Raw genomic sequence first — 13,106 nt, 5'->3', positions numbered from 1 at the left:
ACTCAGCCCTTGAGCTGCTCGTACGCCGGCAGCGTCAGGAAGTCCGCGTAGTCCTCGTCGAGGGCGACCTTGAGCAGCAGGTCGTGGGCCTGCTGCCAGGTGCCGGACGCGAAGGCCTCCTCGCCGATCTCGGCCCGGATGTTCGCCAGCTCCTCGGCGGCGACCTTGCGGGCCAGGTCGGCGGTGACCTTCTCGCCGTTGTCGAGCACGACACCGGCGTTGATCCACTGCCAGATCTGGGAGCGGGAGATCTCGGCGGTGGCCGCGTCCTCCATCAGGTTGAAGATGGCGACCGCGCCGAGGCCGCGCAGCCAGGCCTCGATGTAGCGGATGCCGACCTGGACGGCGTTGACCAGGCCGCCGTAGGTGGGCTTGGCCTCCAGGGAGTCGATGGCGATGAGGTCCTCGGCCCTGACGTCGACGTCCTCGCGCAGGCGGTCCTTCTGGTGGGGCTTGTCGCCGAGGATCTTGTCGAAGGACTCCATGGCGATCGGCACCAGGTCGGGGTGGGCGACCCAGGAGCCGTCGAAGCCGTCGTTCGCCTCGCGGTCCTTGTCGGCGCGGACCTTCTCGAAGGCGACCTTGTTGACCTCGGGGTCACGGCGGGAGGGGATGAAGGCCGCCATGCCGCCGATGGCGTGCGCGCCCCGCTTGTGGCAGGTGCGGACCAGGAGTTCGGTGTACGCGCGCATGAACGGGGCCGTCATCGTCACCGCGTTGCGGTCGGGGAGGACGAACTTGGCGCCGCCGTCCCGGAAGTTCTTGACGATGGAGAACAGGTAGTCCCAGCGGCCGGCGTTCAACCCGGAGGCGTGCTCGCGCAGTTCGTAGAGGATCTCCTCCATCTCGTACGCCGCCGTGATCGTCTCGATCAGGACGGTGGCGCGGATGGTGCCCTGCGGGATGCCGACGTAGTCCTGCGCGAAGACGAACACGTCGTTCCAGAGGCGGGCCTCCAGGTGCGACTCGGTCTTCGGGAGGTAGAAGTACGGGCCCTTGCCCAGGTCCAGCAGGCGCTGGGCGTTGTGGAAGAAGTACAGGCCGAAGTCGACGAGCGCGCCGGGCACCTGGGCGCCGTTCGCGTCGACGAGGTGACGCTCGTTCAGGTGCCAGCCGCGGGGCCTCATGACGACCGTGGCCAGTTCGTCGTTCGGGCGCAGGGCGTACGACTTGCCGGACCCGGGGTCGGTGAAGTCGATGTTCCTGGTGTACGCGTCGATCAGGTTGAGCTGGCCGAGGACGACGTTCTCCCAGGTGGGCGCCGAGGCGTCCTCGAAGTCCGCGAGCCAGACCCGCGCGCCCGAGTTGAGGGCGTTGATGGTCATCTTGCGGTCGGTGGGGCCGGTGATCTCGACGCGGCGGTCGTTCAGCGCGGCCGGGGCCGGGGCGACCTTCCAGGAGTCGTCGGCGCGGATCGCGGCGGTCTCCGGGAGGAAGTCGAGGGCGGAGGTGCGGGCGATCTCGGCGCGGCGCTCCGCGCGGCGGGCGAGGAGCTCGTCACGCCGGGGCGTGAACCGCCGGTGCAGCTCCGCCACGAAGGCGAGCGCCGCGTCGGTGAGGACCTCCTCCTGCCGGGGCAGGGGCTCGGCGTCGACGATGGCCAGCGGGGACGGCGCTGGTGCGGACATGAACAGTCACTTCCTTCAGCGAGCGGTCTTCAGCGAGCGTGGCACCGGGTGCCAGTCTTCCCGGATACGGCGGGCAGCGCCCGCGGAGCAGCCGGGCGCTTCTGAGCAGTGGATACTAGTTTCCTCATAGTGGAAGTTCAATGGTTTGTTGACGTCGAGATTCTCCGGGTCGAGGCAAGGTGGCGCTCGGTGCCACGGCGCTCACTCCAGGTGGGCGAGATCGGCTTCGGTGTCGATGTCGTACGGCTGTGCCACATCACCGCACTCGACGAGCGCCACGTCCTTCTCGTGCTGCTTCAGATAGGCGCGTGCCCCCCGGTCCCCGGTCGCAGTCGCGGCGATGCCGGCCCAGTGCGCGGCGCCGAACAGCACGGGGTGGCCGCGCACCCCGTGGTAGGCGGCGCAGGCCAGGGATGCCTCGGACGCGTAGGCGGCGAGCACGCGCGCGACCGCCTCGGGGCCGATGCCCGGCTGGTCGACCAGCGAGACCAGCGCCGCCCTGGCGCCCGTACCGGCGAGCGAGGCGAGTCCGGCCCGCAGCGAACCACCCATGCCGGCGGGCCAGTCCGGGTTCTCCACCAGGACGCACCCACCCAGCTCCGCACGTGCGCGCACCTCCTCGGCCCGCGCCCCCAGCACCACGTGCACCCGCGCGCAGCCGCCCGCGCGCAGCACCCGTACCGCGTGCTCCACGAGCGGTCGGCCCCGGTGCCGGAGCAGTGCCTTGGGGCGTCCGCCGAGCCGTCGTCCGCCTCCGGCGGCGAGCAGCAGCCCGGTCACGGCGCCGGTGTCGTGTGTCGTCATGGGTCCTGCATACCGCACGGCTCGGCAAGGGGCGCGCGGCGCGGAAACAGGGAGGCCTTGGGCTGCGATGTCACGCAGCGGAGCAACTCGATGACGCAATGGACTGGCGCGGGGTGGCCGGGGTGGCGTTAACTGGCGCCCTGCACCGACCAGTCCGGGCGTCCGGCCAACGCCCGGGGCGGGGGAGAGGCGTCGGAAGGGAACGCGCACGACGGCGTGCGGAGGGGGAGGACTGTGTTGCGGAGCGTGGAGCAGAGGCGGCAGGGGCCTGCGACCGGCGGCGAGGATCCACGGGTGACGGAGCTGCGCTCCGCCGTGTCCCGGCTGCGCCGCGAACTCGCCGCCCACCCCGGCGAGTTCGCCGACCGGAGCATCGCCGAGGAGCAACTCGCCGCACTGGACGCCCTGGCGGTCGGCGGCAGCCCGGAGATTCCCCGGCTGCGCCGCTCCCTGCTGCTGATCGCCGGTGCGATCGGCTCGGTGAGCGCGCTGTCCCCGGGGCTGTCGGAGGTCCGCCGGGCCATCGACCTCTTCGGGGGCGCGGTGCGCGGGCAGGGGTAGGCGGCCACGCGGTCAGGACAGCGGTCAGGACCGGGTGCCGTCACGGCCCGGGGTGCGGGGAAGGGCGGTACCGGTGGGCCGTGCGGCCGGTCCGGGGCTCCGGCTTCCCGCAGAGTCACGTGTCCTGGCAAGCGGGGCGGTCGTCCAGAGCAGGTCGCGGGGGAAGCGACCGCACTCGTCGGCGCCGCGCACGCGCGTGCCGGGCTGCGCGTCCGCGGCTTGATCCGAACGACGGGCCCTGGTGCCGTGACGCCGTCACGCGGGGCTCTGGCTCGCCAGCGCCTCGGACAGCTCGCGGGCCACCTGCTGCAGTACCGGCACGATCTTCTCCGTCGCCGACTCGGTGACCCGGCCCGCCGGACCGGAGATCGAAATGGCCGCCGCCGTGGGGGAGTCGGGCACCGACACCGCCAGGCAGCGCACTCCGATCTCCTGCTCGTTGTCGTCGATGGCGTACCCCTGCGCGCGTACGTCCTCCAGCGCCGCGAGGAAGCCTTCCGGCGTGGTGATCGTCTTGTCGGTCGCGGCGGGCATGCCCGTGCGGGAGAGCAGGGCGCGCACCTCCTCGGGAGGGAAGCCCGCGAGCAGGGCCTTGCCCACGCCCGTGGAGTGCGGCAGCACCCGGCGGCCGACCTCGGTGAACATGCGCATCGAGTGCTTGGACGGCACCTGCGCCACGTACACGATCTCGTCGCCGTCCAGCAGCGCCATGTTCGCCGTCTCGCCGGTCTCGTCGACCAGGCGGGCCAGATACGGGCGCGCCCAGGTGCCCAGCAGCCGGGACGCGGACTCGCCGAGCCGGATCAGGCGCGGGCCGAGCGCGTAGCGGCGGTTGGCCTGCTGGCGTACGTATCCGCAGGCCACCAGCGTGCGCATGAGGCGGTGGATGGTCGGCAGGGGCAGCCCGCTGCTCGCGGACAGCTCGCTCAGGCCGACCTCGCCGCCCGCGTCCGCCATCCGTTCGAGCAGGTCGAAGGCGCGCTCCAGGGACTGGACGCCGCCGTTGGCGGACCGGGCGGAGTCGGTGGTGCTGGCGCTGGACGTCGGCACGGCGCGTTCCTTTCGGGACTGGCGGAGAAGGGCAGAAGCCTACCCGGCAGTCGGTTGACTCCCCGGCTTGTGTGTGGCTACGTTCTGGTTGCTGGAATATTAATTCCGCTTTGTGGAAACGTCCAGAGTGCGGCCGTCGGGTGTGCCTGGAAGAAGTGTGCCCTTGACGGCGCGGGAGCGGGAGTGAAGACTCCTTCAACAGAACGTTGAATTCCGTCATGTGGAACCACATCCCGTGAGCCGGGACACAGCGGCTGAGAGAGGGGTTCGGGTGTCCGACGCTGAACTGGTGCTGCGCTCGACGCGCGTCATCACTCCCGAGGGGACGCGGCCCGCGTCGGTCGCGGTCGCCGGCGGCACGATCACGGCCGTACTGCCCCACGACGCCGAGGTGCCCGCCGGCGCCCGCCTGGAGGACGTCGGCGACCACGTGGTGCTGCCCGGCCTGGTCGACACCCACGTGCACGTCAACGACCCCGGCCGCACCGAGTGGGAGGGCTTCTGGACCGCCACGCGCGCCGCGGCGGCCGGCGGCATCACGACCCTCGTCGACATGCCGCTCAACTCGCTCCCGCCCACCACGACGGTCGACAACCTCCGCGTCAAGCAGCAGGTCGCGGCCGACAAGGCGCACATCGACGTCGGGTTCTGGGGCGGTGCCCTGCCCGATAACGTCAAGGACCTGCGGCCGCTGCACGAGGCCGGCGTCTTCGGCTTCAAGGCGTTCCTGTCGCCGTCCGGCGTTGACGAGTTCCCGCACCTCGACCAGGACCAGCTCGCCCGCTCCATGGCGGAGATCGCCGCCTTCGACGGCCTGCTGATCGTGCACGCCGAGGACCCGCACCACCTGGCCGCCGCCCCGCAGCACGGCGGCCCCAGGTACGCCGACTTCCTCGCCTCCCGTCCGCGTGACGCCGAGGACACCGCCATCGCCGGTCTCATCGCGCAGGCCAAACGCCTCCACGCGCGCGTGCACGTCCTGCACCTGTCCTCCAGCGACGCGCTGCCGCTGATCGCCGAGGCCAGGGCCGAGGGCGTGCGCCTGACGGTCGAGACCTGCCCCCACTATCTGACCCTGACCGCCGAGGAGGTCCCGGACGGCGCCAGCGAGTTCAAGTGCTGCCCGCCCATCCGGGAGGCCGCCAACCAGGACCTGCTCTGGCAGGCGCTGGCGGACGGCACCATCGACTGCGTCGTCACCGACCACTCCCCGTCCACGGCCGACCTGAAGACCGACGACTTCGCCACCGCCTGGGGCGGCATCTCCGGCCTCCAGCTGAGCCTGGCGGCGGTGTGGACGGAGGCCCGCGGACGCGGCCACGGCCTGGAGGACGTGGTCCGCTGGATGTCCACGCGGACGGCCGAACTGGTGGGCCTGCGGCACAAGGGCGCCATCGAGGCGGGCCGTGACGCCGACTTCGCCGTCGTCGCGCCGGAGGAGACCTTCACCGTGGACCCGGCGGCCCTCCAGCACCGCAACCGCGTCACGGCGTACGCGGGCCGGACCCTGTACGGCGTGGTGAAGTCCACCTGGCTGCGGGGGCAGCGCATCGTCGCGGACGGCACGTTCACCGAGCCGAAGGGGCGGCTCCTCACCCGGCCCTCCTGAGGGCCGCCCCCACCAGGCGACCTCCACTCCCACCGGCCGACTCCCGAAAGGCAGGACCTGATCACCGTGACGGCGCAGCAGCACTCCTCGTTGGCTCGTTTCACCGGCGACGCGAACCCTTACGGAGGCGGTGACCCGTACGCGGACTACCGCACCGCCGACTTCCCCTTCACCCAGTACGCCAACCTCGCCGACCGGCGGCTCGGCGCCGCAGTCATCGCCGCCAACGACGAGTTCTTCGCCCAGCGCGAGAACCTGCTGGTGCCCGAGCGCGCCGAGTTCGACCCCGAGCACTTCGGGCACAAGGGCAAGGTCATGGACGGCTGGGAGACCCGGCGCCGCCGCGGCGCCTCCGCCGAGCACGCCTGGCCGACCGCGGACGACCACGACTGGGCCCTGATCCGCCTCGGCGCCCCCGGTGTCGTCCGGGGCATCGTCGTCGACACCGCCCACTTCCGCGGCAACTACCCGCAGGCGGTGTCGGTCGAGGGCACCTCGGTGCCCGGTTCCCCGTCGCCGCGGGAACTGCTGTCGGACGACGTGAAGTGGACGACCCTGGTGCCGCGCACCCCGGTCGGCGGGCACGCGGCCAACGGCTTCGAGGTCGCCGTCGAACAGCGCTTCACCCACCTGCGCCTCAACCAGCACCCCGACGGCGGCATCGCCCGCCTGCGCGTGTACGGCGAGGTGGTCCCCGACCCGAAGTGGCTGGAGGCCCTGGGGACCTTCGACGTGGTCGCCCTGGAGAACGGCGGCCGGGTGGAGGACGCCTCCGACCTGTTCTACTCACCGGCCACCCACACCATCCAGCCGGGCCGCTCCCGCAAGATGGACGACGGCTGGGAGACCCGGCGCCGCCGCGACCAGGGCCACGACTGGATCCGCTACCGGCTGGTGGACCGGTCCCGGATCCGCGCCCTGGAGATCGACACGGCGTACCTGAAGGGCAACAGCGCCGGCTGGGCGTCCGTGTCGGTGCGGGACGGCGAGGACGGCGACTGGCTGGAGATCCTGCCCCGCACGCGCCTGCAGCCCGACACCAACCACCGCTTCGTGCTGCCGGAGCCCGCCGTCGGCACGCACGCGCGCGTGGACATCTTCCCCGACGGCGGCATCTCCCGCCTCCGCCTGTTCGGATCCCTGACCGAGGAGGGCACGACCCGACTGACCGCCCGCCACCGGGAACTGGGCGGCTGAGCCGCAAGACCTAGGGGTCGAGGCCCCCGACCCGAGAGCCGCACCGGCCGGACAGCGCCGGTGCGACCCACGCGACGGCGGGCGGCGTGCGCCGCCTGCCGTGCCGCCTCCTCTGTCATGCCGCCTCGTGCGTCATGCCGCGTGCCCGCCGTCCACGGCGAACTCCGCGCCGGTGACGTACGCGGCCCCGGCCAGGTGCGCGACCGTGGACGCCACTTCATCCGCCGTACCGAAGCGGCCCAGCGCGGTCATCGCCGCCTGCCCGGCCGCGTACGGCCCGTCCGCCGGGTTCATGTCGGTGTCGATGGGACCCGGGTGGACGAGGTTCGCCGTGATCCCGCGCGGCCCCAGCTCCCTGGCCAGGGCCTTGGTCAGGCCGGTCAGCGCCGCCTTGCTCATCGCGTACAGCGTTCCGCCGGGGCCGGGCACGCGCTGTGTCATACAGGTGCCGATGGTGACGATCCGGCCCCCGGGCCCCATCCGCACGGCCGCCGCCCGGCACGTCAGGTAGACACCGCGCACGTTCACCGCCAGGACCCGGTCGACGTCGGCGACCGACAGCGTCTCCACCGGCCCCAGCACGCCCACGCCCGCGTTGTTCACCAGCACGTCGAGCCCGCCCAGCGCCTTGGCCGTACGCTCCACGGCCCCGTCCGCCTCCTGCGCGTCCGCGGCGTCCGCGCGCAGGGCCACCGCGCGGCGGCCCAGCGCCTCCACGGCCCGTACGACGTCCTCGGCCGCGTCCTGGGCGCTGACGTAGGTGAGGGCGACGTCCGCGCCCTCCCGCGCCAGCCGCAGGGCCGTCGCCGCCCCGATGCCCCGGCTGCCGCCGGTCACGAGAGCCACCTTGCCTTCGAGAGTTCCCTGAGAAGTCATGCCTCCATCCCAGCGGGCGCGGGGCCCGACGGCTGGCGGGCAACGGACGTCGAGCCCCCAAGCCGGAACGGATCCACCCGGGGGCGATGAGTTGCGGGGCCCGGTGGGGTCTGACCTGATGACAACAGACCCCACCGCGAGCCCGAGAGAAGGCACCCCCATGGGCAAGCTCGTCCTCACCACCTTCGTCAGCCTCGACGGCGTCTACCAGGCCCCCGGCGGACCCGACGAGGACACCCGCGACGGATTCGACCAGGGCGGCTGGAGCGTCCCCTATGGCGACGAGGACTTCCTGCGCTTCGTGACCGACGTCTTCGACCGGGTGGGCGCCTTCCTGCTCGGCCGTGTCACATACGACATCTTCGCCGGGTACTGGCCGAAGGTGACCGACCCCGACGACCCGATCGCGGGCAGGCTGAACGCCCTTCCCAAGTACGTCGTCTCCACCACGCTCACCGACCCGCAGTGGGCGGGCACGACCGTCGTCGGCGGCGACCTCGCCAAGGAGGTCACGGCCCTCAAGGAGCGCACCGACGGCGAGCTGCAGATCCACGGCAGCGGCGCCCTCGCCCAGTCCCTGCTGGCCCAGGACCTCATCGACACCGTCCACCTGCTCACCTTCCCGGTGGTGCTCGGCGCGGGCCGCCGTCTCTTCCCGGAGGGTGCCGTCCCCACCGCGTTCCGGCACACCGGCGGACACGTCACCGCGGCGGGCGTCTCCGTCCAGTCGTACGACCTGGCGGGGCGGCCGGAGTACGGCACGTACGACCTGCCCGAGAACATGTAGCCGCCGAAGAAAACCCGTAGTCGCCACCCACCGGCCCGAGTACGGTGATCGCGCCCTGTGCGAGCCGCCGACGTCTCCACTCCCGCCCCAGCCCTGGAGACCGTCGCCATGTCGTCGATCGCCGTACCCGGCGCCCTCGCGCCCCGCCGCGCCTGGCTCACCGACCTGCCCGTCCTGCTCGTGGCCGTGGCCTGGGGCGCGAGCTACCTCGCCGCCAAGGACATCACCACCGCGCGGACCGTCATCGCCGTCCTGGTGCTGCGGTTCGCGCTCGTCCTGCCGGTGCTGGCGGTCATGGCCCGCCGTTCGCTGCGCGCGCTGACGGCGGCGCAGTGGCGCGGGGCCGGGCTCCTCGGGCTGATCCTCAGCGGTATCTTCCTGCTGGAGACGTACGGTGTCGTGCACACCTCGGCGACCAACGCCGGACTCATCATCAGCCTCACCATGATCCTGACCCCGCTCGCCGAGGCCGCCGTCACCCGCACCCGTCCCGCGCGCGCCTTCCTCGGCGCGGCCACCCTCTGTGTGCTCGGCGTCGTCCTGCTCACCCAGCAAGGCGGCTTCACCCGCCCCGCGCTCGGCGACCTGCTGATGCTGCTCGCGGCCCTCGCCCGCACGGTCCACGTCCTGGTCATGTCCCGCGCCCAGGCCCTCCGGGGCGCCGACGCGCTGCCCGTGACCACCGTTCAGCTCGGCGCCGCTCTCGCCGTGTTCGCGGTCCTGTCGGCCGGCGCGGACACCACGCCCTGGGGAGCGGCCGGGGAGTTCGGGGCGCGGGAGTGGGCCGGGCTGCTGTTCCTGTCCGCCTTCTGCACACTGTTCGCGTTCTTCGTGCAGATGTGGGCCGTCCGCCGCACCTCCCCGTCCCGGGTCAGCCTGCTGCTCGGCACCGAGCCGCTGTGGGCCGCCGGGGCCGGCATCCTGATCGGCGGGGAGCGGCTCGGCGCGGCCGGGCTGCTCGGCGGCGCGCTGGTACTGGTGGGCACGGCGTGGGGACGCCGGGCGGCAGGCTGACGTCCCGTCGCCGGCATCCGAGGCGGCTTCGCCGGTCTGGGGCCGGCAGCCGACGGTGGCAGCCGCCGCCCGTACGGCGACGGTGCGATGCCGTACGCGATCGCGCCGTACGCCCGTCCGGGGGGCCTATCGGCTTGCGGTGGGGACGGTGACGCTGCGGCTGTCCGTTCCGCCGGGCGCCTCCAATACGGCCCGTGCTGCTCGCTCTCCCGCTGCCGGCGCACCTTCGATATGTCCGGCGTGGTCGGTCGCCGTCTCGGTCGACGCCCAGTGCAGTCGGCGGTCCAGCGAGGGCCGCTGGTAGAGGGGGTGGCCGAAGAGCGAGTGGTCGGCGAGGTCTTGCACGGTGGACGGAGCGGTCCACCGCTCGGCGCTCCAGTTCCGCACGTACAGCGCGTCGGGGGTGGCCGCGGCCGGGCCGAAGAGCTGGGCGAGCTGGGCGATGACGGCCTGGTCGAATCCGGGTCGGACAGTGCGCGCGTGCGCGAACCCGAAGAGCGCGGCGGCCGTCCGCCGGGTCCCGACATGTCGTGCAGCTCCTGGAGCGGGCCGGTCCTGCTGGATGCCGCTCCGGCCAGCCCTGACTCCCGCCAGAAGGCGGAGGGGTAGTGGGCGACGACCTTGGCGACGGCCCCCGTTAAAACACGATGTGTATAGGTGCTGGTTATGCTGCGTCGGCAGAGCCCCCACCGTAGGTAGAGCACAGCGGGCCCGGTAGGGGACATCGGTGAATGGAGCGATAAGGCATGGCTATGACCGAGCGCCTGAACCTCGAAGGACTCCGCTACGCACAGGCCGTCGCCGAGACCAAGTCGTTCAGCGCCGCCGCACGCGCCTACGGCGTCACGCAGCCCGCCCTGTCCAACGGGATCGCCAAGCTCGAGGAGCGCCTCGGCGGCAAGCTGTTCGACCGGTCGCCGCGCGGCGTCACCCAGACCGCGTTCGGCGCCCGGATCCTCCCGCTGATCGAGCGGGCCCTTGTCGCGCTCGACGCCGTCGCGGCGGAGGCACGGCGACTGAACGAACCCGGTGAGCGGAAGATCCGCATGGGCGTCTCGCCCCTGATCGGCTCGCACCTGGTCGCCCGGGCGTTCAGCATGGTCCGCGACCTGCCCGTACCCCGCGACCTCGTGCTGCGTGAGGCGAACATGCATGACCTGCGGGAGGGTCTGCTGGCCGGCCGGCTCGACATCATCCTGATCCCGGCCGTGGCCGCGATGCCGCGCTTCGAGCACCGGGTCATCGACGTCGAGCCGATCGTCGTCGTCAGCCCCGAGTCCGCCGGCCCCGAGTCCGCGGACGCGCCGCTGGAACTGGAAGAGGCCGGCAAGGAGCAGTTCATCCTCGTCCCGGACACCTGCGGCCTGACCACGTTCACCACGCAGCTCTTCCGGGCGAACGAGCTGCCCCTGCGCACCTATCCGGGGCAAGCCGCCAGTTACCAGGTCCTGGAGGACTGGACGAAGCTGGGCCTGGGCTCGGCGATGGTTCCCCGCTCCAAGCTCACCTCGCCCGACGTGTCCCACCGGCCTTTGACGAACCAGGGCCGCGAGGTGCAGATCTCCTTCGAAGCCGTGTGGAGTGCCGACTCCCCCCTCAGCGCCGATCTCCTCCGCCTTGCCGACAGCCTGGCAGCGGCCCGTCAGCCATAGGCAGTGCTTATCGCCAGATTCAACGGGACCCTCTACCGGACCCCGCATGAAATGCCTAACGTGGCAGGCACGTTGCGGCGGCACGTACCGCTCCGCCCCTTCCTGCCGATCGAGTGAGGCATAGCCATGGCGTATTTCTGATCCGTGACGAGCAGCACGTCCAGGTCCGCCACGCAACCGTCTGAGACCTCCCACAGCCCCTCGGCTCAGGGCAGCGCCCGCCTGGCCACCGCCCCAGGGCGCCTGGCACATCTCCGCACCCGGGCCACCGCTCCCGGGAGCGTGCGCGACCGCGCACCGAGGCTTCGACCGCGCACCGAGGCCGGTGACGGCCTCCGCCCGCCGGATCAATGAAGCCCACCGCCCGGAGGCACCCGCGCACTGTTCGCCGCTGACCGGGCCGGCGCGGCGCCCGAACCGGAACCCGAACTGTTCGCCCGAACCCGAAGCCCGACCCGGCTGTGCACCCACCCCCCTCCTCCCGACCCGCGACCTCCTCACCGCACCGACAGGTGGAGTCATGCACGAACTCGAAGCACTGCTCCGCGAGTACGACCGTGCCCGCGCCTACACCGACGACCTGTGGATGGACCTCACCCCGGACGAGGTGACCTGGCGCCCGCACGAGAACTCCAGCGCCATCGGCTGGCATCTCGGCCACCAGGCCCACGTCGCCCACTTCATGATCCGCAACCTCACCGCGGCCGAGCCCAGCCCCGACCCGGAACTGGACGGGCTCATGGACTCGGCGAACCCGGAGAAGTTCCGCGGCGCTCTGCCCACGGTCCAACGGCTCACCGCGTTCCGCGACACCGTCGCCGCACGCGTCCACGCCCGCATCGGCGACATCGCGGGCGGCAAGGTCGGCGCTCCCACCCAACTCACGGTCGTCGCCACCCACTTGCTGATCGCCTTGATCAATCACGAGTACCAGCACGACCAGTGGATCAGCGAGGTCCGTGCCGAAAACCTCGGCCACCCGCTGCCGGACGACCCTGCCTCGGACCGGCTCAGCCGCGTCGACGGCTACCTCGTCCTCGACCCCTACGCCTGACCGCCACACCGGACGCGCTTTCCCGTCGGGGCAGCCCGTCCGGGGAACCCACCTGAAACAGGAGCACCACATGTCCAGCACCACCCCCGACTTCACCGGGCGGAAGGCCGTCGTCATCGGCGGCACCAGCGGCATGGGACACGCCGTCGCCCGTCACGTCCTCGACGCGGGCGGCAGCGCCGTCGTCACCGGCCGCACGCAGTCGGGCGCCGACGAGGCAGCGGCCGCCCTGTCCACGCACGGCAAGGCCGTCGGCCTCGCCGCCGACCTGGCCGACCCCGCGGCCGTCGACCGCCTGCGCGCCGTCCTCACCGAGGAGCACGCCGACGCCACCCTCCTCGTCAACGCGGCCGGTGTCTTCGCCCCGAAGCCCTTCCTGGAGCACACGGCCGAGGACTACGACCGCTACCAGGCCATGAACCGGGCCTTCTTCTTCCTCACCCAGACCGTCGTCGGCACCATGATCGACCGCGGCGCGAAGGGCGCCATCGTCAACATCGGCTCCATGTGGGCGCACCAGGCCGTCGCCGCGACACCCTCGTCGGCGTACTCGATGGCCAAGGCCGGACTGCACTCCCTCACCCAGCACCTCGCGATGGAACTCGCCCCGCACGGCATCCGCGTCAACGCCGTCGCCCCGGCCGTCGTACGCACCCCGATCTACGAGGAGTTCATCCCCAAGGCGGACGTCGACTCCGCCCTCGACGGCTTCAACACCTTCCACCCCCTCGGCCGGACCGGCACCCCCGACGACGTGGCCGCCACCGTCGCTTTCCTCCTGTCGGACCGGGCCGGCTGGGTCACCGGCGCGGTCTGGGACGTCGACGGCGGTGTCATGGCCGGACGCAACTAGCCGGACGCGACAAGCCGCTGC

Annotated in this window: 13 protein-coding genes; 8 read left to right on the top strand and 5 right to left on the bottom strand. The window is 72.1% G+C overall.

Going from position 1 to position 13,106, the window contains the following annotated elements:
• Window positions 1–2 precede the first annotated feature (2 nt).
• Both aceB and ACFPZJ_RS19865 read right to left on the bottom strand, forming a co-directional pair.
• Complete coding sequence (gene aceB / locus ACFPZJ_RS19870; RefSeq protein WP_381023162.1) at window positions 3–1,628, bottom strand: malate synthase A; 1,626 nt, start codon at window positions 1,626–1,628, stop codon at window positions 3–5.
• 201 nt (window positions 1,629–1,829) lie between these two features.
• Window positions 1,830–2,432: a nucleotidyltransferase family protein gene (locus ACFPZJ_RS19865; RefSeq protein WP_381023159.1), complete on the bottom strand. Its 603-nt coding sequence runs from the start codon at window positions 2,430–2,432 to the stop codon at window positions 1,830–1,832.
• A gap of 294 nt (window positions 2,433–2,726) precedes the next feature.
• On the opposite strand from ACFPZJ_RS19865, the gene ACFPZJ_RS19860 reads away from it, so the two are divergent.
• Window positions 2,727–2,993 (top strand): DUF5955 family protein, encoded by a 267-nt coding sequence (locus ACFPZJ_RS19860; protein ID WP_381023156.1) that lies wholly within the window; start codon window positions 2,727–2,729, stop codon window positions 2,991–2,993.
• Window positions 2,994–3,248: 255 nt separating this feature from the next.
• Here ACFPZJ_RS19860 and ACFPZJ_RS19855 read toward each other — a convergent pair whose 3' ends face one another.
• The gene (locus ACFPZJ_RS19855; protein WP_381023153.1) at window positions 3,249–4,043 is read right to left on the bottom strand and encodes an IclR family transcriptional regulator; all 795 of its coding nucleotides are present in this window, start codon (window positions 4,041–4,043) and stop codon (window positions 3,249–3,251) included.
• A 271-nt stretch (window positions 4,044–4,314) separates the two neighbouring features.
• On the opposite strand from ACFPZJ_RS19855, the gene allB reads away from it, so the two are divergent.
• Window positions 4,315–5,652 (top strand): allantoinase AllB, encoded by a 1,338-nt coding sequence (gene allB, locus ACFPZJ_RS19850; protein ID WP_381023150.1) that lies wholly within the window; start codon window positions 4,315–4,317, stop codon window positions 5,650–5,652.
• Between the two features lie 66 nt (window positions 5,653–5,718).
• The gene (alc, locus tag ACFPZJ_RS19845) at window positions 5,719–6,849 is read left to right on the top strand and encodes an allantoicase (protein WP_381023147.1); all 1,131 of its coding nucleotides are present in this window, start codon (window positions 5,719–5,721) and stop codon (window positions 6,847–6,849) included.
• Window positions 6,850–6,981: 132 nt separating this feature from the next.
• On the opposite strand, the gene ACFPZJ_RS19840 is transcribed toward alc, so the two are convergent.
• The gene (locus ACFPZJ_RS19840; protein ID WP_381023144.1) at window positions 6,982–7,725 is read right to left on the bottom strand and encodes an SDR family oxidoreductase; all 744 of its coding nucleotides are present in this window, start codon (window positions 7,723–7,725) and stop codon (window positions 6,982–6,984) included.
• Between the two features lie 160 nt (window positions 7,726–7,885).
• Between ACFPZJ_RS19840 and ACFPZJ_RS19835 the strand changes: the two genes are divergently transcribed.
• Window positions 7,886–8,512: a dihydrofolate reductase family protein gene (locus ACFPZJ_RS19835; protein ID WP_381023141.1), complete on the top strand. Its 627-nt coding sequence runs from the start codon at window positions 7,886–7,888 to the stop codon at window positions 8,510–8,512.
• Window positions 8,513–8,620: 108 nt separating this feature from the next.
• The gene (locus ACFPZJ_RS19830; RefSeq protein ID WP_381023471.1) at window positions 8,621–9,526 is read left to right on the top strand and encodes a DMT family transporter; all 906 of its coding nucleotides are present in this window, start codon (window positions 8,621–8,623) and stop codon (window positions 9,524–9,526) included.
• Window positions 9,527–9,652: 126 nt separating this feature from the next.
• On the opposite strand, the gene ACFPZJ_RS19825 is transcribed toward ACFPZJ_RS19830, so the two are convergent.
• Complete coding sequence (locus ACFPZJ_RS19825) at window positions 9,653–10,216, bottom strand: FAD-dependent oxidoreductase (RefSeq protein WP_381023139.1); 564 nt, start codon at window positions 10,214–10,216, stop codon at window positions 9,653–9,655.
• Window positions 10,217–10,272: 56 nt separating this feature from the next.
• Here ACFPZJ_RS19825 and ACFPZJ_RS19820 point away from each other — a divergent pair, with 56 nt between their 5' ends.
• From ACFPZJ_RS19820 to ACFPZJ_RS19810, 3 genes are all read left to right on the top strand, one after another.
• On the top strand, window positions 10,273–11,178 hold the full coding sequence (locus ACFPZJ_RS19820; RefSeq protein WP_381023136.1) for a LysR family transcriptional regulator: 906 nt from the start codon (window positions 10,273–10,275) through the stop codon (window positions 11,176–11,178).
• 520 nt (window positions 11,179–11,698) lie between these two features.
• Window positions 11,699–12,232: a DinB family protein gene (locus ACFPZJ_RS19815; RefSeq protein WP_381023133.1), complete on the top strand. Its 534-nt coding sequence runs from the start codon at window positions 11,699–11,701 to the stop codon at window positions 12,230–12,232.
• 70 nt (window positions 12,233–12,302) lie between these two features.
• Window positions 12,303–13,085, top strand: coding sequence for an SDR family NAD(P)-dependent oxidoreductase (locus ACFPZJ_RS19810; RefSeq protein WP_381023130.1), 783 nt, complete (start codon window positions 12,303–12,305; stop codon window positions 13,083–13,085).
• Window positions 13,086–13,106: the final 21 nt, after the last annotated feature.

This window comes from Streptomyces bullii, from assembly GCF_042657145.1.
GTDB lineage: Bacteria > Actinomycetota > Actinomycetes > Streptomycetales > Streptomycetaceae > Streptomyces > Streptomyces bullii.
The sequence above is the reverse complement of the archived record's forward strand: the minus strand, read 5'-3'. Positions and strand labels throughout refer to the sequence as shown.